Annotated in this window: 17 protein-coding genes; 1 reads left to right on the forward strand and 16 read right to left on the reverse strand. The window is 73.3% G+C overall.

Annotated elements, in window-relative coordinates; genetic code table 11:
- Positions 1-6 precede the first annotated feature (6 nt).
- Positions 7-2,103: a hypothetical protein gene (locus ACZ6X9_RS27090; protein ID WP_469780617.1), complete on the reverse strand. Its 2,097-nt coding sequence runs from the start codon at positions 2,101-2,103 to the stop codon at positions 7-9.
- A 121-nt stretch (positions 2,104-2,224) separates the two neighbouring features.
- On the opposite strand from ACZ6X9_RS27090, the gene ACZ6X9_RS27095 reads away from it, so the two are divergent.
- Positions 2,225-2,650 carry a hypothetical protein gene (locus tag ACZ6X9_RS27095; protein WP_469780618.1) on the forward strand — a complete coding sequence of 142 codons (426 nt, stop codon included), beginning with the start codon at positions 2,225-2,227 and terminating at the stop codon, positions 2,648-2,650.
- Positions 2,651-3,382: 732 nt separating this feature from the next.
- Here the strand turns inward: ACZ6X9_RS27095 and ACZ6X9_RS27100 are convergent.
- The 15 genes from ACZ6X9_RS27100 to fabG form a co-directional block, all read right to left on the reverse strand.
- Positions 3,383-3,853, reverse strand: a complete 471-nt coding sequence (locus ACZ6X9_RS27100) for a DUF1707 domain-containing protein (protein ID WP_469780619.1) — start codon at positions 3,851-3,853, stop codon at positions 3,383-3,385.
- A 140-nt stretch (positions 3,854-3,993) separates the two neighbouring features.
- A complete protein-coding gene (gene asnB, locus ACZ6X9_RS27105; RefSeq protein WP_469780620.1) occupies positions 3,994-5,838 on the reverse strand; it encodes an asparagine synthase (glutamine-hydrolyzing) in 1,845 nt (614 codons plus the stop codon).
- A gap of 59 nt (positions 5,839-5,897) precedes the next feature.
- Entirely contained in the window at positions 5,898-7,136 is a 1,239-nt protein-coding gene (locus ACZ6X9_RS27110) for an aminotransferase-like domain-containing protein (RefSeq protein WP_469780621.1), read from the reverse strand.
- 10 nt (positions 7,137-7,146) lie between these two features.
- Positions 7,147-7,401, reverse strand: coding sequence for an acyl carrier protein (locus tag ACZ6X9_RS27115; protein WP_469780622.1), 255 nt, complete (start codon positions 7,399-7,401; stop codon positions 7,147-7,149).
- Between the two features lie 65 nt (positions 7,402-7,466).
- Positions 7,467-8,942: a class I adenylate-forming enzyme family protein gene (locus tag ACZ6X9_RS27120; protein ID WP_469780623.1), complete on the reverse strand. Its 1,476-nt coding sequence runs from the start codon at positions 8,940-8,942 to the stop codon at positions 7,467-7,469.
- Complete coding sequence (locus ACZ6X9_RS27125; protein WP_469780624.1) at positions 8,939-10,831, reverse strand: phytoene desaturase family protein; 1,893 nt, start codon at positions 10,829-10,831, stop codon at positions 8,939-8,941. The genes ACZ6X9_RS27120 and ACZ6X9_RS27125 overlap by 4 nt, the downstream gene beginning before the upstream one ends.
- Before the next feature lie 16 nt (positions 10,832-10,847).
- Positions 10,848-12,071 carry a hypothetical protein gene (locus tag ACZ6X9_RS27130; protein ID WP_469780625.1) on the reverse strand — a complete coding sequence of 408 codons (1,224 nt, stop codon included), beginning with the start codon at positions 12,069-12,071 and terminating at the stop codon, positions 10,848-10,850.
- A 790-nt stretch (positions 12,072-12,861) separates the two neighbouring features.
- Positions 12,862-14,058: an ABC transporter permease gene (locus ACZ6X9_RS27135; RefSeq protein WP_469780626.1), complete on the reverse strand. Its 1,197-nt coding sequence runs from the start codon at positions 14,056-14,058 to the stop codon at positions 12,862-12,864.
- Positions 14,058-15,071 (reverse strand): ABC transporter ATP-binding protein, encoded by a 1,014-nt coding sequence (locus ACZ6X9_RS27140; RefSeq protein WP_469780627.1) that lies wholly within the window; start codon positions 15,069-15,071, stop codon positions 14,058-14,060. Before ACZ6X9_RS27140 ends, ACZ6X9_RS27135 begins: the two co-directional genes overlap by 1 nt.
- Positions 15,068-17,479, reverse strand: coding sequence for a beta-ketoacyl synthase N-terminal-like domain-containing protein (locus ACZ6X9_RS27145; protein WP_469780628.1), 2,412 nt, complete (start codon positions 17,477-17,479; stop codon positions 15,068-15,070). Before ACZ6X9_RS27145 ends, ACZ6X9_RS27140 begins: the two co-directional genes overlap by 4 nt.
- Before the next feature lie 2 nt (positions 17,480-17,481).
- The gene (locus tag ACZ6X9_RS27150; protein ID WP_469780629.1) at positions 17,482-18,516 is read right to left on the reverse strand and encodes an aminomethyl transferase family protein; all 1,035 of its coding nucleotides are present in this window, start codon (positions 18,514-18,516) and stop codon (positions 17,482-17,484) included.
- Between the two features lie 96 nt (positions 18,517-18,612).
- Positions 18,613-20,802, reverse strand: a complete 2,190-nt coding sequence (locus ACZ6X9_RS27155; RefSeq protein WP_469780630.1) for a GNAT family N-acetyltransferase — start codon at positions 20,800-20,802, stop codon at positions 18,613-18,615.
- Positions 20,789-21,298 (reverse strand): 3-hydroxyacyl-ACP dehydratase FabZ, encoded by a 510-nt coding sequence (fabZ, locus tag ACZ6X9_RS27160; RefSeq protein WP_469780631.1) that lies wholly within the window; start codon positions 21,296-21,298, stop codon positions 20,789-20,791. The genes ACZ6X9_RS27155 and fabZ overlap by 14 nt, the downstream gene beginning before the upstream one ends.
- Complete coding sequence (locus tag ACZ6X9_RS27165) at positions 21,295-21,606, reverse strand: phosphopantetheine-binding protein (protein WP_223767867.1); 312 nt, start codon at positions 21,604-21,606, stop codon at positions 21,295-21,297. The genes fabZ and ACZ6X9_RS27165 overlap by 4 nt, the downstream gene beginning before the upstream one ends.
- A 76-nt stretch (positions 21,607-21,682) precedes the next feature.
- Complete coding sequence (gene fabG / locus ACZ6X9_RS27170; protein WP_469780632.1) at positions 21,683-22,426, reverse strand: 3-oxoacyl-ACP reductase FabG; 744 nt, start codon at positions 22,424-22,426, stop codon at positions 21,683-21,685.
- Between the last annotated feature and the right edge of the window lie 6 nt (positions 22,427-22,432).

Below are 22,432 nucleotides of genomic sequence, written 5' to 3' on the forward strand. Positions count from 1 at the left end.
GGTGGACTAGGCGTCGCGAGCGGTGCCCGGGAGACCGCCGCAGCGTTCGGCCAGCAGGCGCGCCGCCGCCCGGTGCTCTTCGGCCTCCTCCGCTTCCCCCGTCTCGTCGGCGAGCCGGGCGAGCTCCTCCAGGACACGCGCTTCATCGCTGGTCGACCCGCGTTCCCTGGCGTTGTGCAAGGCGGCCCGGGCCGGCGCGACCGCGTCCGCCGGACGACCCGCGCGGCGCAGGGCGCGGGCGAGCTCGAAACCGGTGCGGGCGGTCATCCTTTCGCGGTCCTGCTCGACGGCCATGCGGTGCGCGTCCGTGAGCAGTTCGACCGCGCGCCCGTACGCGCCCGCGCCGAGGGCGGCGCACCCGAGGAGATGTGTCTGGAGCAGCACGCCGTACGCGTTCCCGATCTCCGCGTGCGTCCGCCTGGCGCTCTCGAAGTCGACGGCGGCGGAAGCCCAATCGCCCCGGACGGACTTGAGCTTGCCCCGGAACTCCACGACGGATGCCTTGAGCTTCCGTTCCTTGGCCGAGTCGCCCAGGGTTCCGGCGGCGCTCATCGCGTGCCGCAACTGCTCGGCCGCCTCCTCGTACCGTCCCTGCTCCCACAACGGACGGGCCAACTGGCAGCGCATACGGATCACCACGGGCAGGTGTTCCAAGCGTTGCGCCGCGGCCAGTCCCCGGCCGAAGGCGTCGGTGACGTCCGCGTAGTGCGGGTGGTCGAGGAAGTGCGTCCAGAGCGGCTCGCAGAGGGCCCACGCGTCCTCGTCGAGGCCGCACTCATAGGCGAGCCGGACGCAGCCGTAAAGGGCGAGCCGGTGCGTTTCCATCCATCGCAGCGCCTCCGGCTTGCCGGCGAAGTCGACGTCCGGGACGCCGGGAACGGCCGGGCCGGGCGTCGCGAACGTCATGCGCGGGCCGGCCGCCAGGAGATCGGCGCGGATCGCCTGGCGCCGGTACCAGCGGATCAGCCGCGTCCGGGCTTCCCGCCGCGCGCGCCCAGCGGGATCCGCCTCGCGGGATCTGCGCTCGGCGTGTCCGCGCAACAGGGCGTGGAACCGGAGCCCTTCGGTCCGGCTCTCCAGCAGACCCGCGCCCTCCAGTTCCTCCAGCGCGTCCTCGGCCGGCGAGAAGCCACCGCCCAGCAGGGCCGCGGCGGCCGGAACCGAGACCACCGGTGCCGGGAACTCCGGCAACAGCCGGTACAACCGCGCCGCCTCCGCCCCGAGCCCGGCGTAGGCGGCGTCCCACACCGCCTCGACCATCGGGATTCCCTTCTCTCGCAGGTCCGCCGAGAGCTCGGCGACCAGCCGCGTCAGGCTGCGCCGCCGGTGTTTGCGGATCCAGCGACCGGCCACGTGGAGCGCCGCGGGCAGCCCGTCGCAACCCCGGGCGAGCTCGGCCACGGCATCCGGTTCGTCCGCGAGCCGCGCGTCGTCGACGATGTGCCGCAACAGCCGCACGGCGTCCTCCGTCGCCAGCGGCCTCATCGGCACCTCCAGCACCGCCATGCCGTCCAGGTCGGGCAGCCGCCCCTGGCTGGTCGCGATCACCAGACTTCCGCCGGACGACGGGAGCAGCGGCAGCACCTCGGTGCCGAACCGGGCGTTGTCCACCACCACGAGGAGACGCCTGTCCCGCGTCAACGACCAGTACTGCTTCTTCCGCCCGGCCGACGACCGCCGCATCCAGTCAGCGGCGACCCCGAGACCGGACAGCAACTCGTCGAGCGTGTCCGTGGACTCGACGACCCCGTCCCGGCGCAGATCGTCCAGGTCGACGTAGAGCACCCCGTCCGGGAACCGGTCACTGATCCGCCGGGCGACATGGAACCCCAAGGCGGTCTTGCCGATCCCACCGATACCGGTCAGCGCGACGACCAGCGGAGCTCCATCACTTGCCGAACACTCGTCCAGCGCACACAGGATGCGCTCCTGCTCGTCCCGCCGATCCTCGAAGTGCGCCACCGCGGGCGGCACCTGGAAGGGAATCGTCGCGGGTGGCGCCGCGGTGTGCACATGATGATGCACCGCTCCGATGTCGCGGGCCTGGAAAACCGCGCCCATCCGAGCCTGTCCGTCCACGCTGTTGTACGTATCGTCGGCCACACGGCAAACTCTACGATCGAGCCGACGATCTGACGGGCCAACGGCGCAAGTCCTCCCTGCCCAGGCCGCGCGGAACGCCCTAGGATGTGCAACCACCGCAGCCGACCCCGGGAGCGCACTCATGGATCCGATCTCTGCGAGCGTTCTCGTGGCCCTCGTCGGAGGCGCCGGCGGGGAGGCCGGCCGCCAGGCGTGGCAGGGCCTCGCCTCCCTGGTCCGCCGCCCGTTCCGGCACGGCGACGACGACTCCCCCGTTCCGGATCCGTCCCTCCAAGTGAGCACGGCCCAGCCCGAACTCACGGCTTTGCAGAACGCTCCCGCAGACCCCGACCGCGCTCAGGCTCTGGTGACGGCCTTGGGCGTGCGCGCGGCCCTGGACGCGCAGTTCCGGCGCGACCTCGACGACTGGTGGCAGCGCGTCCGCTCGATCAGTGCCGATGTGCACAATCACATCAGCGGGGGCACACAGAACGGGCCGGTTCTGCAGGGGCGCGACTTCTCCGAAATCACCTTCACCACACCGACGGGTCCGCCTGCGGAACGGTGACCACGCTTGGCTCACGTCGGCGGCAGAAGGCCGACGGCCGAAAACCATCGCGACGGCTGGCATCGCAGCCGGGTCCTTCAAAGGCGACGAGCCGCAGGCGGCTGTTCTCCGCCGGCCGGGGCTTATGCCGCGGGCCCCGCCCCCGCCGACCCCTGCCACGTCCGGGGCGTATCCGGTGGGGCACTTGCCACTCCGGCGGGCGACTGTCCCGGGTAGTGCGCAGTTCGTGGACCTGGGTCCCGCCGACCATTCGCTTGAGGTGGTCCCGCGTTTCCGCGTCCGTCGAGTAAATCACCCTGGCACAACTCGCGCGGGTCAGCAGCAGTGATAGGCATGACGCACGCAGCGTGCGAGTTCGTCATCGTCCAGGTTCTTCTTCCGCGCCTCGGGATCGAGTGAGCCGGAACGGCGACACAAAACACTCCGGATGCGGTGTCCTCGCGCTGCGTGCCCTTCGGAACACCCAACGCACGTCCCGGGATGACCATGTCGTCGCCCATGGTGGCCCCGCACCAGTCCCGCTCAGGCCCTGGGCGGTGTACCCACAGCCGACCTGTCCCAGGCCGGCCGTGTGCACGGCCGGCAAAGCGACGCGCGCACCCGCCCGCTTCCCGTCGGCCGACGACTCCCTCGGCTGCGCGAAAAGGAGAGCCCGGGCGGGGTCGGGCCACGGCGTCTCGACACGGGACGCCGCATGAAGCGAGATCGCGCTCCCGCTCCGCCGGCGCTTCCTCAGCCCTTCCGTCCCCGTCGTGACAGTCGGTCCGCCGCGAAGGCGATCGGGGGGGCCAGGAACATGAAGAGCCAACTGCCCGTGGCGTAGCTGATGCCCGCGGCGGCGACGGCGCCGACGGGGACGCCGAGGAGGGTGCCGGTGAAGCGGTCGGTGGCGCGGGTCGGGCGGTCGGTGCGGGTGGGGAGGCCGAGGGGGCCGCGGTGGGGTTCCGGGGTGGTGGGGCGGGTGGGGGCCGGGGTGCGGGTGGGGGCCGGGGTGGTGGCGGCGAGGGAGGGGCGGGGCTCGGGGAGGTCCTTGAAGAGGGCCAGGATGTCGGCCTGGGTGCGGGCCTCGTTGAGGGCTTCGGCGCGCTCGCCGTACTCGTCGATGGTCAGCCGGCCCTGGCGACTGTGCGTGGTCAAAGCATCGAGGGCTTCCTCGCGCTCGTCGTCGCCGATGCGGAGCTGGGTTCTGTCGAGCTTGGTCACGCGCTTGATCCTATCGTCAGGCGGAATGGGGGGATCCGGATGGCCGGACGGAGGGAAGAGTTGACAGGAAGGGAAGGGCCGGGAGGAGGGGAAGGGTTGACAGGAGGGGCGCGCCGCGGATGCGGCGCGCCCCCGTTCCGTCAGGCGAGGCGCAGTTCGGGGTTGTAGAGGTCGAACCAGACCGCGACGTCCAGCGCCCGCTCGATGCCGTTGCGGGCGCCCAGCGGCATCTCCGTGGCGTCGATCGTCAGCACCTGGCGCAGCCAGCCCTCGTTGACGAGCTGGAAGGCCGGGTGGCCGGGGTCGGCGAGGAGGTCGCGGGCCTGCGTCTGGAGGGCCTTGACGTAGTCCGGGTCCTGGGTGGAGGGGTAGAAGTTCTTCGCCCGCTCGACCACCGACCGGGGCAGGCGGTCGCGGGTGGCGGCGCGCAGGAGGCTCTTCTCGCGGCCGTCGAAGGTCTTCATCGACCAGGGGGTGTTGTAGACGTACTCGACCAGGCGGTGGTCGCAGAACGGCACCCGGACCTCCAGGCCGGCCGCCATGCTCATGCGGTCCTTGCGGTCGAGCATGGTGCGGACGAAGCGGGTGAGGTGGACGTACGAGCTGCGGCGCATCCGGTACTCGAAGTCGCTCTCGCCCTCGACGGTGCCGACCTCGGCGCTCACCCGGGCGAAGCTCTCGTGCAGGTGGCCGCCCAGGTCGATGGCGCCGAGGACCTCGGGGCGGACGACGCCGAGGGGGCTGTAGTCGCCGTTCTCGCCGAGGTTGATCAGCCAGGGGAAGAAGTCCGCCTGCTGGGCCGCCGGGTCGTGGAACCAGCGGTAGCCGCCGAAGAGTTCGTCGGCCGACTCCCCGGACAGGGCGACCGTCGAGCGCTCGCGCACCGCGCGGAAGAGCAGCAGCAGGGACATGTCGATGTCGCCCATGCCGGCGGGCAGGTCGCGGGCGGCGACGACGGCGCGGCGCAGCTCGGGGTCGGCGAGCTGGCGGTGGTCGATGAGGATGTCGGTGTGGTCGGAGTTCACGTGTCCGGCCACGTCGTGGGCGAAGGGGGTGTCACGGGCGACGCGCAGTTGGTCGGGGGTGAAGCTCTCGTCGTGGCTGGTGAAGTCCACGGCGAAGCTGCGCAGTCGCTCGCCCTTGGCGCTCAGGTGTCCGGCCGCGAGGGCGGTGATGCTGCTGGAGTCCAGGCCGCCGGAGAGCAGGACGCAACGCGGGACGTCGGCCACCAACTGGCGGGCGACGGCGTCCTCCAGCAGCTCGCCGACGCGGGCGACGGTCTTGTCGGTGTCGTCGGTGTGGCGGTTGGCCTCCAGGCGCCAGTACGTGTGCTCCCGGTGGCCGTTGCGGTCGACCGTGACGATCGTGCCCGGCTTGACCTCGGACATGCCGGCCCACACGGCCTGGCCCGGGTCCTTGGTGAAGGTCAGCAGTTCGCGCAGGCCCGCCACGTCGACCGCGCGCTCGGCGAGCGGGTTGGCGAGGATCGCCTTGGGCTCGGAGCCGAACAGCACGCCGTCGGCGGTCGGGTAGAAGTAGAGCGGCTTGATGCCGAGGCGGTCGCGGACGAGGACCAGCTTCTCGGTGCGGCCGTCCCACACCGCGAAGGCATACATGCCGTTGAGGTGCTCGGCGACCTTCTCGCCCCACTCCAGGTAGGCGTGGAGCACGACCTCGGTGTCGCTGGTGGTGCGGAACCGGTGGCCGCGGCGGGCCAGTTCGTCGCGCAGCTCGGTGAAGTTGTACGCCTCGCCGCTGTAGGTGAGGGCGACGGTGCCGGCGGGCGTCTCCTCGACCATGGGCTGCTTGCCGCCCTCGAGGTCGATGATGGACAGCCGGCGGTGGCCGAGCGCGATGTGGCGGTCGGTCCAGACGCCGAACGCGTCGGGGCCGCGCAGCGCCATGGTGGCGGTCATCGCCTCGACGGTGGGGCGCTCGCGCTCGAGGTCGCGGCCGTAGGAGAGCCAGCCTGCAATTCCGCACATGGTGGTTGTTCACCCAATCCTGGGGTTGTGAAGTGGTCGTTCGGCCGGGGGCCGGCTGTTTACCGGTTCTGGTACTCGGTGATCGCGAGGCCCAGCCGGCGGACCCCTTCGGCGATGCGTTCCGGTGTGGGGTAGCTGAAGGAGAGCCGCAGTTCGTTCCGGCCGCGTCCGCTCCCTTCCGCGTAGAAGGCGCTGCCGGGGACGTACGCGACCTTGTGCCGCTCGGCGTAGGGCGTCAGCGCGTCGGTGTCGACGCCGTCCGGGACGGTGACCCAGACGAAGAAGCCGCCTTCGGGCCGGGTCCAGCGGCTGCCCTCGGGCAGGTGCTCGGCGAGCGCGGCGAGCATGGCGTCGCGGCGGACGCGGTAGCTGTCCCGGTAGGTCTCGATCTGCGCCCGCCAGTCGTGCCGGGCCAGGTAGCGCGAGAGCACGGCCTGGGTGAAGGCGGGCGGGCAGAGGGTCGTGGACTCCGCAGCCTGCACCAGCTTCTCCCGGACGGCGGCCGGGGCGGTGACCCAGCCGATGCGCAGGCCGGGGGCGATGGTCTTGGAGAACGAGCCCAGGTAGACGACGTTCTCGGCGTCGAGCGAGCGGAGCGCCGGGAACGTCCGTCCGTCGAGCGCGAGCATGCCGTACGGGTTGTCCTCGACGACGAGGACGTCGCGCTCGGCGCAGATCGCCAGCACCTCGGCGCGGCGCTCCACGGCGAGGGTGACGCCCGCGGGGTTGTGGAAGTTCGGCACGGTGTAGAGGAACTTGGGCCGCCGCCCGGCGCGTTCGGCGTCCCGCAGCGCGGCGCGCAGCGCGTCCGGGACCAGCCCCTGGTCGTCGACCGGCACCTGGACGACGTCGGCCCGGTACGAGGCGAAGACGCCGAGGGCGCCGATGTAGCTGGGGGCCTCGGTGAGGACGAGGTCGCCGGGGTCGCAGAAGATCCGGGTGACCATGTCCAGGGCCATCTGCGAGCCGACCGTGACGACGACGTCGTCCGGGTCGGCGGTGATGCCCTCCAGGCTCATCACCTCGCAGATCTGCTCGCGCAGCTTGGGCAGGCCCTGGGCGGAGCCGTACTGGAGCACGACCTTGCCGCCGAGGGAGACCAGACCGGCGGTCTCGTCGGCGATGGCCCGCTGCGGGAGGCCCTCCAGGTTGGGCATGCCGCCGGCGAGCGACACCACGTCGGCGCGGCCGCGCACGGCGAAGAGGGTGGGGATCTCCGAGGGCTTGATGCCCTCGGCGCCGCGGGCCATCCGGGCGAGGTGCCGGTCGCCGGGCCGCGGCGGGGTGGTCGTCGTCATCCGGGTTCCCCTACGCGGCCGAGGTGACGGCGCCGACGACGGCCCACAGGCCGGCGACCGAGGCGAACGCCTCGAAGGTCAGCTCCGACTCGGGGATGCGCACCCCGTACTCGGTCTCCAGGTCCATCAGCAGGCTGATCATGCCCATGGAGTCAAGACCGAGGTCCATCAGGTTGGCCTCCGGGCGGAGGGGCTCCGCGGCGGGGAGGTCGGGGAGGTTGCGGCGCAGGACCTGCTCGAAACGGTCGTCCCACTGGGTGCTCATGTACGGCTCCTGTCGTTCAGTGGCTGATTCGGTGACTGCTTTTTGCGTGGTGTGCCAAGGCACCGTCAGGTGAGGCTCGCGGCCAGCGCCTTCCGGTCCGGCTTGCCGTTCCCCGTGAGCGGGATGGCGGGCACGGCCAGGACGGCGGCCGGGACCTTGGCGGCCTCCAGGCGCGCGCGCAACTCACGCCGGACTTCGGCCGGTTCAAGCTCCCCGACGACGAAGAGGGTGAGGTCCCGTGCGCCGTCGGGCGCGAGGGCCACGGCCTCCCGGACACCCGGGACGTCCAGCGCGGCGGCCTCGATCTCCAGCGTGCTCACCCGCATGCCGAGGCGCTTGAAGATGTCGTCGCGCCGGCCGGAGAAGTAGAGGTGCCCGTCGGCGTCCTGGTGCCCGTAGTCGCCGGTGAACAGCCGCACCTCACCGGTGCGTTCGCAGCGCCGGAAGCGCTGGGCCGTCTGCTCGGGGGCCCGCCAGTAGCCCGACATCACATGAGGTCCCCGGACGACGAACTCGCCGGTCTCGCCGGGCGGCAACGGGCGCCCCTCGTCGTCCACCACCAGCACCTGGGTGTCCGGCAGCGGGCGGCCGACGGAACCCGGGCGGGCCAGGTCCTCGTCGGGCTCCAGGACGGAGACCCGCTTGCACTCGGTGATGCCGTACATCAGCGACACCGCCGCGCCCGGGAAGGCCGCGCGGAGCGCCGCCACCGAGGGCGGCGGGAGGGCGGCGCCGGTGTTGGTGAACAAACGGACGGACGTGGGCTCCGGATCCCGGGCGGCCAGCCGCACGAGCATCTCGGAGAGGGACGGCACGAGGGGGACCACGGTCGCCGCCGTCTCCCGGATGCCGCGCAGCAGCATCACGTCCGGGACCTCGCCCGGCACCACGATCTCCGCGCCGGCCAGGGCGGCGAGGAAGACCTGGTAGAGCCCGTAGTCGAAGGAGAGCGGCAGCCGGCAGTACACCACGTCGTCGGCGCGGTAGCGCAGCCGGGCGGCGACGGCCCGGGTCGCGGCCAGCACCTGGGCGTGCTCGGAGACGACGGCCTTCGGCCGGGAGGTGGTGCCGGAGGTGTACATCAGGAGCGCCACGTCACGCGAGATGGCCGTGGTGCGGACGGGGGCCGGCTCCCGCGCGGAGATCCCCTCCCACGCCTCGTCGAGGCCGAGCACGGGTCGGCCCGTGAGGGCGCGGACTCCGGCCGTGTGCGCGGGGTCGGTGACGATCAGTGCGGGCTCGGAGTCCTCGATGACGCCGCGGAGCTGGAAGTCCTTCATCGCCGGGTTGACGGGGACGAGGACGGCGCCGAGCGCCACCGTGCCGTACAGCAGCGCCAGGTACTCCCGGCCGCTCGCCAGGCGCACCATGACGCGGTCGCCGTGGCCCACACCGCGCGCGGCGAGCCAGGCGGCGGTCCTGCGACTGTGCGCGGCGAGCTGGGCGTAGCTCCAGCGGCCGGCGGCGTCGCGGACGGCCGGGCGGTCGGGGTGCTCGCCGGCCGCGCGGGCCAGGAGGTCGTAGACGGGTGTGTCGCTCATGTCGGCTGGTCCCCCACGGTGGCCGGTCGGGTGGTCTGGGAGGCGGCGGAGGTACGGGAATCGGTAGCGGTACGGGGGTCGGTAGCGGGACGGGACTCGGCGGAGGCGCGGGAGTCGGCGGAGGCGCGGGAGTCGGCAGCGGTACGAGAGCCGGTAGCGGTACGGGATTCGGCGGAGACGCGGGAGTCGGCGGAGGTACGAGCCGCCCGTCCCGTGCGCGCCACGGAGCGGTCCCGGCGGGCGGCGCCCCGGGACACCGCCAGCGGGTCCCAGTCGGCCGGGCGGTCGGGCAGCAGCGCGGGGTCGGTGAGCACCGCGCCCGCGTGGGCCTCGGCGAGCAGCCGGCGGCCGGTGACGCGGGCCGCGCACAGGATGCCGCTGATCGCGACGCCCGCGATGCCGCTGCCATAGCGGCTGCTCTGGCCGACCACGTACAGGCCCTTGACGCTGGTGCGGGCCTCCGGACGCATGCCGAACGGCCCCCAGGTGGCGAGCCCGTACGGGGTGCCGCCGGTCGAGGAGATGTACCGCTGGTGGGTCAGCGCGGTGGCCGTCTCCAGGTGCACGGCGCTGTCGCGGATCGGCCCGAGCGCCCGTTCGGCGGCGGTGAGCAGCAGCTCGGTGACGCGTTCCTTCTCCGCCGCGTAGGCGGGGTCGCGCCGGTAGCCGCCCTGCTCCGGACCACCGTAGCGCAGCGCCAGGGGTGCCATGACCTGGAGGTTGGTGTGTCCGGGCGGGCAGACGTGGGGCGACTCGGGGTCCTTCAGGGACGCGAAGGAGAGGAAGGCGAAGGGGAGTTCGCCGGACGGGCAGCCCTCGGCCACCTCGCGGTAGGCGGCCTCGACGTCCCAGCCGTTGTGCCACCACAGGTTGGCGTTGGGGCGGTCGGAGAAGTCGCGGTCGAGGCCCGCGTACAGCACCGCGACCGGCAGCCGCATGGTCGCGTTCCGGGTGCGCTTGACGAGGGCGGGCGGGAAGTGCTCGGCGCCGGCCAGTTCCAGGATGGTCCGCGGGTAGTCGGCGTTGGAGACGATCAGCGGCGCCTCGATCTCCGTACCGTCCGCGAGCCGGACGCCGCGCGCGGTGCCGCGCTCGATCAGGATGCGCTCCACCCCACTGCGGGTGCGCAGTTCGCCGCCGCGCGCCTCCAGCGCCTCGACGAGCGCCGCCACCAGCCCCTGGGCGCCGCCCACCGGGTAGTAGGCGCCGCGCAGGTAGTGGTCGAGCACCGAGACGTGGGTGAAGACGGAGGTGGTGCTGGGCGGCGAGCCGTAGTTGGCCGACTGCGCGGCCAGGACCGTACGGGCGCGGACCGACAGGCCGCAGTGCTCGAACAGGTCGTGCAGCGTACGGCGCCCCCAACGGCCGGTCAGCGGCATCAGCTTGAGCATCCGCGGGTCGTCGAGGTCCATGTCGGCGAGGAGCGCCTCGTGCTTCTCCTTGCCGATGGCCTCGCAGATCGCCGCGAACGCGTCGATGGCCTCGGCGTCCCCGGGCAGGGCCTCCTTCAGCCGGTCCCGGTAGCGGTCCCAGCCCGCCGGGACGCGGACGCCGAGGCCGGGCAGGGCGAGTACGTCGAAGCCGTCCGGGTCCAGGGCGCGGAACGCCACGCGGCCGGCGAGGCCGAGGCCGGAGAGGATGGCGGGCAGGATGCCGCCGGGCCCGCAGTCGCCGACGTAGTGCAGGCCGACGTCGAACTCGTAGGCCCGGCGGCGCCGGAAAGCGTGGGCGTTGCCGCCGGCCACGTCGTGCTGTTCCAGCACGAGCACCCGGCGTCCGCAGGCCGCCAGGTAGCCGGCGCAGACCAGGCCGCCGAAGCCGCTGCCGACGACGATCGCGTCCCACTGCTCCCCGGGCCGTTCCCCGGGCAGGTGCCCGTTGTCCCCCATGGTGGTCACTCCTTCGTCAGCCGGTCCGGGCCGGCAGACCGGTCAGTTCATCTGCGATCAGGTCGAGCAGCGCGTCCGCACGGGCCGCCATGCCGGGTTCGGCGCGGCAGGACATGCCGATCTCGGTGCGGCCCGGCGGCTGGTAGACGGTGAGGAAGGCCGGGGCGTACGGCACGTGCATGGGCAGCGAGTACGCGGTCGAGGCCGTGAAGCCGCCGCCGGAGAGCGTGTCCGGGTCGACCTTTCCGAGGTCGGAGACGACCAGCGTGCAGGGGTAGGTCTCGCGGTGCTCCCGGGTCGCCCGGGCCGCGCCCAGGGTGGGCGCCATGCCGGACGAGGTGACGGGGAACGCGCCGATCGAGGACAGTTCCTGCCGCTCGAACATGGCCCGCAGCAGGCGCCCCTGGATCTGCGCCCGGTCCGCGCCGGCCGGGACGTCCACGAACAGCGGCAGGCTGAGGTTGGCCGTGGAGGCGAGCGACGGATCGTGGCGGCGGATGTTGACCGGCACCATGAAGCGGCAGTCCTCGTCCGGCAGGAGCGCGCACAGCGCGGCGGCCGTCCTGGCCACCACGGCGTTGTGGTTGCCCTCGACGGTCCTGCGGCGCCACAGCCAGGGCACGGCGGGCCCGGTCCCGGCGTCCGGGCCGGCCGGCAGCCGGTCGAAGGGGTTGCGGCACTCGGGGGCCGGGCCCGGAGCGGGCGCTCCGGTGCCGAAGCGCTTGACGACGCCCGACTCGGTCTCCGTCGAGGGCGCGCCCACGGGCTCCTCGCCGCGCAGGGCTCGGAAGACCTCCTGCGCCCAGGTCATCACGCCCTTGCCGTCCATGACGGCGTGGAACGCGCGGAAGACGATCGTGGCGGGGTCGCCGGAGAGCAGCAGCACCTCGCAGTTGGGGCCCTTGACCGGGCTGAACGGCCGGTGCAGCACCTCGCTGCCGGCCGTGTCGAAGGTCCGGCGGTCGAGCGTGGAACCGTCCACCTCGAGGACGGGCGGGGTGATCCCGCTGTCCGCCCAGCGGTTGCCCCGCTTGACCAGACGGGCGCCGGGGCAGGCCTCGGACGCCACGGCGACGGCCCGGCGGAGCGCGTCGGCGGTGACGCCGCCCCGGCCCTCGACGAAGATCTGGATGGCCATCGGGGGTGTCACCAGCGCGCCGGCGAGGTACCCCCGTTCGGTGGGCGAGATCGGCCGGCTGTAGCCGGCGTCGGTGCGGCGTGCGCGGCTGACGGCGGTCATCGCTGCGTTCCTTTCGTTCTGCTGGGGCTTTCGGGGGCGGGGGCCGGGGCGGGGTACTCGGGGGCGTGCTCGACGCGGGGCCACGGCTCCCCCGGCCCGTCCGGTGGCAGCGGGCTGATGCCGAGCGGGACTCGCGCCGCCAGCGCGACGTACGTCTCGGGCCGCGAGGGACCGGCGCCGGCCAGGGTGTCGCTCCACAGCCACCACCCGTCTCCGGCGTCCCGCCAGCCCGGCCGCCAGTCGGGCAGCGGGTCCAGCCGCCCGGGGCGGGTGCCCGCCGTTCCCCGGGCCTTGAGCAGGGCCTCGACCTCGGTCCACTCGCGGACCGTGGCCGTCGACCCGGCGGGCCGGCCCAGGACCCGGGCGAGCCAGCGCAGGGCGGCCGGCCGTTCCCGGTGTTCCTGGACGTCGGCCCCGATCCAGACACCGCGGGCGAGGGCCGTGAGGCCGAGCGCCCCGGTGTGCGAGACGGAGCCGCGCCAGTCGGAGTCCGGCCAGTGCCAGCGGCCGTCCGGCAGTTGCTCCGGCGGCCCTTGAGGCCCTAGAGGTGCCGGAGGTGCTTGGTGTACTTGAGGTGCTTGGTGCGCTTGAGGTGCTTGGACCTCATGCGACCCGCGGGACCCGCAGCGGCCGACCACCGTCTCGGCCACCGCCTCGGCCACCTCCGCGGCCGCCGCCCGGAGCAGCACCCGCCCGGGCGGGCTGGAGCGGCGGCCGAAGGTGTCGCGTGGGAGCCGAGGGGCGGCGGTGAGGCGGACGTACAGCGTCCCGGTCCGCTCCTCGGCGGGGATCACTTGACGAACCGGAACCGCGGCACGGCCAGGACGAAGAACAGCGCGGCCAGGCCCAGCAGGAAGCCACTGGCCGGCAGCACCGACTGGAGGTCGGCGCCCTTGACCATGACCTCCTGGAAGGCGTTGAGCGCCTTGCCGTGCGGCGTGAACTCGGCGATGTTCCGCATGAATTCCGGCATGAAGATGCCGGGCACCATGCAGCCGCCGAGCGCGGCCAGCACCAGGATGACGATCGTGCCCATGCCGTTGACCTGGGACTCGCTCTTGGCGAACGAGGCCAGCAGCAGGCCGAGCGCCACCGCGCAGCAGCCCAGCGCCACGGTGACCGGTATCAGGGCGACCGGGTGGACGCCGAGGTCCATGCCGAAGACGACCTTGCCGAACGCCATCAGCAGGCCCACCTGCACCATCGCGACCAGCAGGTAGGGCACCACCTTGCCGAGCAGCAACTGCCAGCGCGGCACGGGTGCCGACAGCAGCCGGCGGAAGGTTCCCTCACGGCGCTCGACCATGATCGAGCCCGCCATGACGGTGACGATGAAGAAGACGTACATCACGGTGTAGCCGGGGACGTTCTGCTGGTACACCGAGGGGTACTTCACGCCGGCCATGCCCTTGGGGAAGGTGCTGGTCGACGTCACCCCGCTCCACGTCTCGTCGATCTTGTCGATCTGCTTCTTCAGTTGCGCCTTGCGCACCGGGTCGTGCTCGGCGGCGCGCTGCTTCTCCAGGGAGACCGCCGTGCGGGTGCTGGAGGTGACGGTCAGCACCGCGCTGCGGACGGCGGCCTGGAGCGGGTCGACGGCCTGGCGGGACGACGAGGGGTCCACCACGAAGGAGAAGTGCGGCTTCCGGCCGCTCTCCACCTCCTTCTCGAAGCCGGCCGGGATGACGACGGCGAACGAGTCCTTGCCGGAGCGCACCCGCTTGTCCGCGGCGTCGCCGGACAGACCGGTGGTGACCTTCAGTTCGTCGCTGCTCCCGAGCGCCTTGACGACGTTCCTGGCGGCGGTGCCGCCGTCCTGGTCGACGATCGAGATGTTCATCTTCGGCGCGGAGCCGAGCGTGTCGAAGGAGTTCGACAGGGCGAGGCTCATCACCGTGATGAAGAGCATCGGCGAGACGAACAGGGTGATCAGGGAGGCGCGGTCCCGGAGCAGGACCAGCAGCTCCTTACGGATCATGGCAAACATCAGGCACCGTCCCTGATCTGGCGGCCGGTCAGGTCGAGGAAGAGGGATTCGAGGTCGGGGCGGCCGAGACGGATGCCGCCCAGGCCCAGGCCGGTTCCGGCCGCGATGTCGGAGACCTCGCGCAGGGTGGCCGGCATGTCCTTGACCCGGATCCGCAGGACGGGTGTGCCGTCCCCGGCCGCGGCCACGGAGATCTGCCCGTGGCCCGCGAACCGCTTCTCCAGCCAGACCATGCCGCCCTGGAGCCGGTCGAGTTCCTCACGGGTGGGCGCCCATTCGAGGAGACCCGCGCCGAGCGGGCGGAGCAGCTCCTCCTGGGTGCCCTCGGCGAGGACCTTGCCGTGGTCGACGATGACGATGCGGTCGCAGAGCTGCTCGACCTCGGGCATGTAGTGGCTCGTGTAGACCACCGACATGCCGAACTCGGCGCGCAGCCGCAGCACCGTCTCGAAGATCTGGTTGCGGCTCTGCGCGTCCACGCCCACGGTGGGCTCGTCCAGGAAGAGCAGCCGCGGCATGTGCAGCAGCGCCGCCGCGATGTTGACGCGGCGCTGCATGCCGCCGGAGTAGGACGCGACCTTGTCGCCGGCGCGGTCGGTGAGCCCGACCACGTCGAGCGCCCAGTCGATCCGCTCGCGGCGCTCGGCGCGGGAGAGCTTGTAGGCGCCCGCGAAGAAGGTCAGGTTCTGCCGGGCGCTGAGCGTCGGGTAGAGCGCGATCTCCTGCGGGACGACGCCGATGAGGGCCTTGGCCCGCATCGGGCCGGACGCGAAGTCCGCGCCGTCCACCTGGATGGTGCCGCCGTCGGGCTTGAGGGCGCCGGTCAGCATGGCGATGGTCGTCGACTTGCCGGCGCCGTTGGGGCCGAGGAAGCCGAGGATCTCACCGGTGCCGACGCGCAGCGAGACACCGTCCACGACGGCGCGGTCACCGAACTTCTTGACGAGGCCGGTGGCGGTGAGGACGTCCTCCGTACGGACGCCGGCCGCCGGGGCCGTCACGGTGGCGGTCATCGGTTCTCCCCCTTCGAGACGACCAGCGACACATAGCTGCCGCCGTAGGCGAAGCTGGAGATCAGGGCGTGGTCGACGCTGCCCTGACGTCCGCCCTGCGGGACGAGCCCGGGCAGCTCGGCCGGCGCCTCCGGGACACCCGCGGTGCCCGGGAGCACGCCGTCGCCCATCGCGCGCAGCGCGGCGGCGAGGGCCAGGCCCGGGGCGGAGCCGTAGGTCTCGCCGAACACCGACTTGGTGGCGGTGACGGGACGTTCCGCCAGGCCGCCGGCGCGGAGCGCGGCGATCTCGACGGCGTCCACGGCCTCGCGGCCCATGGCCGCCGAGGCGACCAGGCCGATGTCCTCGGGCGTGAGGCCCGCGGCGCGGACCGCCTCGGTCATCGAACGGGCCCAGGCGGCGCCGTCCGGGCGCAGCCCGGCGATGCCGCTGTCGTCGCCGGTGAGCCCGAAGCCGGCGATGCGGCCCAGGACCGGGCGGCCGGACGCCTGGGCGGCGTCGGTGGACTCCAGCGCGATGGCGACCGCGCCGGCGGACAGCACCGTGCCGCCGCCCGCGAACGGACGCACATCCGAACTCCCCAGGAAACCCGGGACCTTGACGTGCCCGGCGACCAGGGCGTCGGGGCACTCGTCCGCGACGACCACGACGATGCGCTCGGCGGCACCGCGCGCGATCAGCCGGTAGGCGTAGTGCAGGGCGCTCAGGGCGCTGGTGCCGCCGCTGCAGACGGTGGCGGTGATGCCCTTGAACCGGTGCAGGATGGCGACGTGCCCGGCGGCGGCGTTCACCACGGTGTTCGGGAAGAACTTCGGGTTGGCGCCGGCGGGTCCGCCCGCGAGCACCACACCGCTGTCGAACTCCTGGACCGGGGTGATCGGGGCCAGGCCGGTGGCGAAGATCAACCCGGTCTGGGCGGCCTCCTGGCGGCTGGGCTTGCCGTACGCCCGGTGCAGCTCGGCGACGACGGCCGCGGCCAGCCGGCTGGTGGGGTCCATCCGGCGGAGCACGGCCGGGTTGATGCCGGCGGCGATGGCCTTGAAGTCGACCGTGCCGGCCCGGCGGGTGCCGTAGCCGTCGAGTTCGACCTCGCCCTGGTAGACGGGCGTGCCGTCGGTGAGCGCGGCGAACAGCTCGTCGTTGCCGGTGGCCGTGCCCGCGATGCCGGCGACGCCGGTGATGACGACGTCCCGGCCGGCCGCGGCCGCCGCGGCGGCGGGCGGCTCGGTGGTGACGCGCTCGGGGTGCCGGATCACCAGGGCGGCGTTGTTGCCGCCGAAGGCGAAGGAGTTGGAGACGACGACGTCCACGTCCTGCTCGCGCGCGGCCTCCGGGACGATGTCGAGGCCGCTGGGGGCCTCGGCGCCGCCGGTGTTGGCGGTGGGCGGGAGCACGCCGTCGCGGACGGCCAGGGCGCAGACCACGGCCTCGACCGCGCCGGCCGCGCCCAGGGTGTGGCCGATCATCGACTTGGTGGAGCTGACCGGCGGCGGCGTCTTGAACAGCGTCTTGATCGCCTTGGGCTCGACCTTGTCGTTGGTCGGGGTGCCGGTGCCGTGGCCGTTGATGTAGTCGACGTCCTCGACGGTGTGCCCGGCGCTGTGCAGGGCGGCGGCCATGGCGCGCTGGGCGCCCTCGCCGCCGGGGTCCGGCGCGGTCTGGTGGTAGGCGTCGGCGGACAGGCCGTAGCCGGCCACCTCGGCGATGGCGGACAGGCCGCGGGCCGCGGCGGCGTCCGCCTTCTCCAGGAGCAGGAAGCCCGCGCCCTCGCCGAGGTTGAGGCCCTCGGAGCGGGTGTACGGCGAGCAGCCGCCGGAGTCGAGCGCGCCCAGCGAGTTGAAGCCGTTGAAGGACAGCTCGGCCAGCGGGTCGACGCCGCCCACGAGCACGGCGTCGGCCTCGCCGCTCCACATGAGCTCCAGCGCGTAGCCGATGGCCACGGCGCCGGCGGCGCAGGCGTTGGAGAGCAGCGAACGGGGGCCGCCCAGGCCGAGCTTCTCGGCGACGGCGTCGGCGACGCTGTGCAGCGCGTAGCCCTTGAGCAGCCGGACGTCGGCCTTGCGCAGGCCGTCGCGGATCCACTGCTGGTGGAACGTGCCGACGCTGCGGCTGGTGCCGAGGCTGCTGCCGATGACGACGCCGACCCGCTCGGGGTCGTAGCCGGCCTCGGCGAGGCGGCCGTGCTCGACGGCCTCGGTGGCGGCGGTGAGGGCTAGCGTCAGACAGCGGTCGACGCCGGGCACCTCCTTGACGGGCGACTGTCCGCCCTGGGTGGTGATCAGGCCCGTGGTGTCGACCTCGGTGACCGTGCCGATGCCGCTGCGGGCGGCCCGGATGGCGGTCCAGCACTCGTCGGCGGTGGAGCCGACGGCCGAGATCATGCCCAGGCCGGTGATGACGATGCGCATGGTCAGGCTCCGAGCCGCTCGTTCCAGGACTGCGGGATGACGACCGGGGAGGCGGCGGTGCGCAGCGTGACGGCGGTGCCGTCGGCGGTGCGGCCGGTGAGCTCCAGGCCGGGGACGTCGAACGGCTTGTCCAGCAGGGCCAGGGCGATCTCCTGGTCGGTGCCGGCGAGCGGGGCGACCAGGTGGACGGTGCCGACCGCGCGGTCGCCGGCCTCGACGGGGCTGCCGGCGGCGGGCGCCTGGCCGGCCTCGGCGAGGACGGTGATCAGGCCGCGCCCGGCCTCCTCGGCGGCGGCCAGCGCCTCGCCGCCGCGGAACTCGTCCTCGCGGCCCCAGCTCACCAGCCACTCCAGGCCGGCCTCGCGGACGGTCAGGCCCTCGGACTGGGCGGGGATCTGCGGGTGGCGGACCTCGGTGCGGGCCCGCAGCAGGGCCTCGGCGCCGGCCGGTCCGCCGTCCAGCTCGGCGGCGCGGGCGGCGACCCACTCGGCGGCGCCGGAGTCGGCCGGGGCGAGCAGCAGGTAGCCGTACTCGCCGGTGGTGCCGATGCGGGCGAGGACGCCCTCGGCGCCGCTGTCACCGGGCAGGGTGACGGTGGTGGCGCCGTGCAGCACCAGGCTGGAGATCTCGAAGTCCAGCAGGTCGGCGGCGATCCGCCAGGACTTGGGGCCCTCGAAGGCGATGGCGACGTGGTCGGCGGCGTCGGTGATCTCGACGTCCTGGACGCCGGCGTCGGCGGCGGCCTTCTCCAGCAGGGCGGCCAGGTCGTCGCGGGAGTGGGCGAGCAGCCGGCTGGTGTCGTCCAGCTCGATGTGGGTGACGGCGTCCCAGACGGAGGCGTCCTCGTCGAGGATCAGGCTCTCGCGGGCGGTGTCGGGCTCGACGTACTCGCTGTCGCGGGCCAGGGCGCGGGAGAGGACCTCGCCGCGCTCCAGACCGCCGAGGGTCACCAGGGCGGCGCCCGGGGTGTAGACGCCGACGGTGGTGCGCAGGTACGCGTACTGCTCGGCGACGGTTTCCGGGGTGGCGCTGGTCATGTCGTCTCCTTGGGGTGGGTCGGGTGGTGTGGGTCGACGGGTGGTGCGAAGTCGGGGGCCGCCCCGGGCCCGGGGGTTCGGCCCGGGGCGGCGGTCTCAGTGGCCGGCGGCGCGGGTGCGGAGCAGCGCGTCGGCGGCGTCGGGACCGGGCAGGACGGCGAGCGACCAGCCGGCCGCGAGGGCCGTGCCGCGCGGCTGCCGGGCGACCAGGCCGAGCAACGGTCCCGCCTTGGTGTTGCGGTGCAGGATCTCGGTGCCGAGTCCGTCCCGCGGGGTGACGGCGAGCCAGCGGCCGTCGGCGAGCCGCAGGGCGAGCCGGTCGGTCCAGCGCTGCCAGGCGCCGGACTTGCCGATCCGCCAGAGGTCGCCGGGCCTGCCGGGCACCAGGACCTCGGGCTGCCGGGGCGCGGCCGGGGTCAGCCAGACGACGACCTCGCCGTCGTCGTCGCGCGCCTCGGCCCGCAGGTCGAGGTCCAGCCGGTCGGCCGGGCCGGCCGCGGGTGCCGCGACGGACCAGTCCAGGCCGGCCGCGCACAGCCGGCCCGTCGGCTCGTCGAAGCGCCACTCGTGCCGCTCGGCGCCCCAGCCGAGGCCGCGGTCGGGATCCTCGCGCGGTCCCTGCCGGACGGCCCAGAGGCCGGCCCGCCAGTGCGGGTTGCTGCCGAGGACCCGTTCCTTGGGGAACGGGGTGGCCAGCACGGACTTTCCCGCCGAGCGCCAGGCGGCGATCCCGCCGGCCTCGGCGCTGACCAGCAGTGTGTCCTCGCCCACGGCGGCCCGGTGGACCGGGCGGCGGGCCACGGTGGCGGCCGTCCACTCCGCCCGGCCCCCCGTGGGGGCGGGGGCCGGAACGGTCTCCGTGGCGGCCGGTGCGACCGGTGCGACCGGTGCGACCGGTTCCAGGCCGTCGACGGTCATGGGGGCACCGCCCGGCCACTCGGTGCGCACGGCGACCGCGTGACCGTGCCCGGGGGCGAAGTCCAGCAGCAGCAGCGCGTCGGTGACCAGCCGGGCCCGGGCGTCGCCGCCCCGGACGTCGAGGCCGACGGAGGCCGCCTCGTCCCACCAGCCGATCCGCGCGTCCGGGCCGAGGTCGGCACCGGCGGTGGCGAACTCGGTGGCGTCCACCGGGTGCAGCCCGCGGCCGGCCGGTACGTGGCCGTCCTCCGTCAGCAGCAGCCCCTTGCGCAGGCCGCCTTCGACGATGGTCCGCAGGATGCCGGCGGGCGGCTCGCCGCCCTCCCAGCGGAAACGATTCTCCAGGACGCCGCCGGCAAGCGTGGTCTCGCGGTACAGCACGCCGTCCGGGTGCCGCTCGGCGACCAGCCAGCCGTCGGCGAGCGGGGTGACCGTGAGGTCGTCCTCCCGCCGCAGCGCGCGGCGGAAGCCCGTGACGAAGGGCGGGCCGAAGACCGGCCAGGTCTCCCGCAGCAACGGGCCGAGGTGGCCCGCGCCGTGCAGCTCGATCCGGCCGTCGCCGTGGTGCAGTTCGAGGCGGAGGCCGTCCGCCTCGACGGTGCTCACGGCCGGCGGCCCGGGCACGGGCTTGGGCGCCAGGGCTGGCGCTTCCTCCGCGTCCGTGCCGACGTGCAGCACCTCGCCGTCCTCCGGATCGAGCAGGACGGTGAACACCGTGCCGTCGATGGCCAGTTCCGTACGCAGGACGGTCCGCCCGCCCAGCTCCTCGGTGTCGTCGCCGAGTGCCCGGTCCCCGCCGCCCACCATGTACCGCCAACTGGCGTTCAACTGAAGGGACTGCGGGATGAGGTGGGCGTGGTCGCGGCGCAGCCGGGCCATGACCCGCGGCATGTAGCTGACCAGCTCGATGTTGCCGTCCTCGGTGGCCTCCACCGGTCCGGTGACACTGCAGCCGACCTGCCGGTAGAGCGGGAAGGCCAGTTTGTTGCCGGGGTTGGCGGTGAGCCGGATGACCTCGACGCCGGACAGCCGCAGGGTGCGGATGGCCTGCGAGAAGATCCGGCCGGCCACCGAGCCGCCGCGCAGCGCGGGGCTCAGGAAGAACATGTCCCCGAACACCTCGCCCGGGGCGTACGCCCGGCGGACGCTGCCCTGGAAGAAGCCGATGGTGCCGTGGATCTCGCCGTCCGCCTCGACCACGAGGAACAGTCGCGTACCGCGCTCGGCCAGCTCGCCGCGGACGAGCTCCGCGTCGAGTTTCCGGTCCACCGGGTTGGGGACGTCGACGTACCGGTTGTAGAGCTCGGCGATCGCCGCCGCGTCCGACTCCTCGTAGGGCCGGATCACCAGCTCACTACTGGAGTCCACTCGGGTCCCCCGCGGTGCGCTCGCTGACGGTCAGCGAGCCCTTGGCGGCGAGCTCGCCGTCGACGCTCGCCTGCACGGTGACGGGCGTCAGCCGGTCGAACGGGCGGCCGAGCTCGACCTTCATGGTGAGCCGGTCGCCGGGGACGACGAGCCGGCTGAACTTCATCTGCCGGATCGCCCCGAGGTAGCCGACCCGGGCCGCGACCCCGGCCTCGCCGCCCTGCCCGCCCTCGGCGAGCCAGGCGGAGGCGTAGACGACGGCCGTCAACTGGGCCATCGCCTCGACGATGAGGACGCCCGGCATGATCGACTGGTCCGGGTAGTGACCGGCGAAGTACGGCTCCGAGATGGTGACGTTCTTGATGCCGTAGCCGGACTTGCCGGGGATGACGTCGTACGCGCGGTCGACGAGCAGCATCGGCCAGCGGTGCGGCAGCAGCGCCCGGATCGCGTTGGCGTCGAAGCTGAGGGGGGTGGTGGGGGCCGGGGTGGTCACGCCGCCTCCACCTGGGGGATCTCGCCGCGGTCGGCGACGACGAAGTCGATGAGGCGGTTGATCGAACCGAACGCGGAGCGGTCGTCGTCGCTGATCGTGACGTCGAGCTGCTCCTCGACCATGACGACGATCTCCAGGGTGTCGAGCGAGTCCAGCTCCAGGCCGCGGCCGAACAGCGGCTGGTCGTCGCCGATCAGCTCGGGGCGGATCTCCAGGCCGAGGCTCTCCACGAGCTGCGTCTTGACGTGGTTGTTGAGGGCGGTGCGCGCCTCGGCGGTGGCCAGCAGTTCCTCGTAGGTGGCGGTCATGGCAGTACTCCTGTCTGTGGTGGGTGGCTTGCGGGCCTCGAGGGCGACAGGCCCTCGGGGGTACGGGCCCTCGGGGTTACGGGACGAGTCCGCCGTCGACGACGAGGACCTTCCCCGTGATGTAGCTCGCGGCCGGCGAGGCCAGGAAGGTGACCGCCGAGGCCACCTCCTCGGGGGTGCCGGCGCGCTTCATGGGCACCGTGCCGATCAGCCGCTCGCGCACCGCGGGGGGCATGTCGCGCACCATGTCGGTGTCCGTGAACCCCGGGGCGACGATGTTGACGCGGATGCCGCGCTCGGCGACCTCACGGGCGAGGCCCTTGCCGAGGCTGATCAGACCGCCCTTGCTGGCGCTGTAGTTGGCCTGGCCGGGCTGGCCGGTGACGCCGCTGGTGGAGCCCATCAGGACGATCGAACCGCCGGTGCGGTGCATCATCTTGACCGACTCGCGGCAGGTGAGGAAGGCGCCGGTGAGGTTGGTGTCGATGACCCGCTGCCACTTGTCGAGGCTCATGGTGGCGAGGAAGCCGTCGGCCGTGATGCCGCCGTTGGCGACGACGACGTCGAGCCGCTTCCACTCGGCGCGGATGGTCTTGAACATCGCCTTGACCTCGGCCTCGACGCCGACGTCCGCGCGGACCACCAGCGCCTTGCGCCCCATCGCCCGGATCTCCGCCGCCACTTCCTCGGCGGCCTCGGTGCGGGAGACGTAGTGCACGACCACGTCGCAGCCGGCCTCGGCCAGGGCCAGGGCGCAGGCCCGGCCGATGCCCCGGGAGGCGCCGGTGACCAGGGCCACGGTGGACGGTTCGAACTGCATGGCTGT

The sequence above is a fragment of the Streptomyces sp. NPDC052910 genome (assembly GCF_055585605.1).

Excerpts from the sequence above, each read along its gene's own strand:
- ACZ6X9_RS27095 (WP_469780618.1), top strand. The coding sequence starts at position 2,225 with ATGGATCCGATCTCTGCGAGCGTTCTCGTGGCCCTCGTCGGAGGCGCC.
- asnB (WP_469780620.1), bottom strand. The coding sequence starts at position 5,838 with ATGTGCGGAATTGCAGGCTGGCTCTCCTACGGCCGCGACCTCGAGCGC.
- ACZ6X9_RS27110 (WP_469780621.1), bottom strand. The coding sequence starts at position 7,136 with ATGACGACGACCACCCCGCCGCGGCCCGGCGACCGGCACCTCGCCCGG.
- ACZ6X9_RS27115 (WP_469780622.1), bottom strand. The coding sequence starts at position 7,401 with ATGAGCACCCAGTGGGACGACCGTTTCGAGCAGGTCCTGCGCCGCAAC.
- ACZ6X9_RS27120 (WP_469780623.1), bottom strand. The coding sequence starts at position 8,942 with ATGAGCGACACACCCGTCTACGACCTCCTGGCCCGCGCGGCCGGCGAG.
- ACZ6X9_RS27125 (WP_469780624.1), bottom strand. The coding sequence starts at position 10,831 with ATGGGGGACAACGGGCACCTGCCCGGGGAACGGCCCGGGGAGCAGTGG.
- ACZ6X9_RS27130 (WP_469780625.1), bottom strand. The coding sequence starts at position 12,071 with ATGACCGCCGTCAGCCGCGCACGCCGCACCGACGCCGGCTACAGCCGG.
- ACZ6X9_RS27135 (WP_469780626.1), bottom strand. The coding sequence starts at position 14,058 with ATGTTTGCCATGATCCGTAAGGAGCTGCTGGTCCTGCTCCGGGACCGC.
- ACZ6X9_RS27140 (WP_469780627.1), bottom strand. The coding sequence starts at position 15,071 with ATGACCGCCACCGTGACGGCCCCGGCGGCCGGCGTCCGTACGGAGGAC.
- ACZ6X9_RS27145 (WP_469780628.1), bottom strand. The coding sequence starts at position 17,479 with ATGCGCATCGTCATCACCGGCCTGGGCATGATCTCGGCCGTCGGCTCC.
- ACZ6X9_RS27150 (WP_469780629.1), bottom strand. The coding sequence starts at position 18,516 with ATGACCAGCGCCACCCCGGAAACCGTCGCCGAGCAGTACGCGTACCTG.
- ACZ6X9_RS27165 (WP_223767867.1), bottom strand. The coding sequence starts at position 21,606 with ATGACCGCCACCTACGAGGAACTGCTGGCCACCGCCGAGGCGCGCACC.
- fabG (WP_469780632.1), bottom strand. The coding sequence starts at position 22,426 with ATGCAGTTCGAACCGTCCACCGTGGCCCTGGTCACCGGCGCCTCCCGG.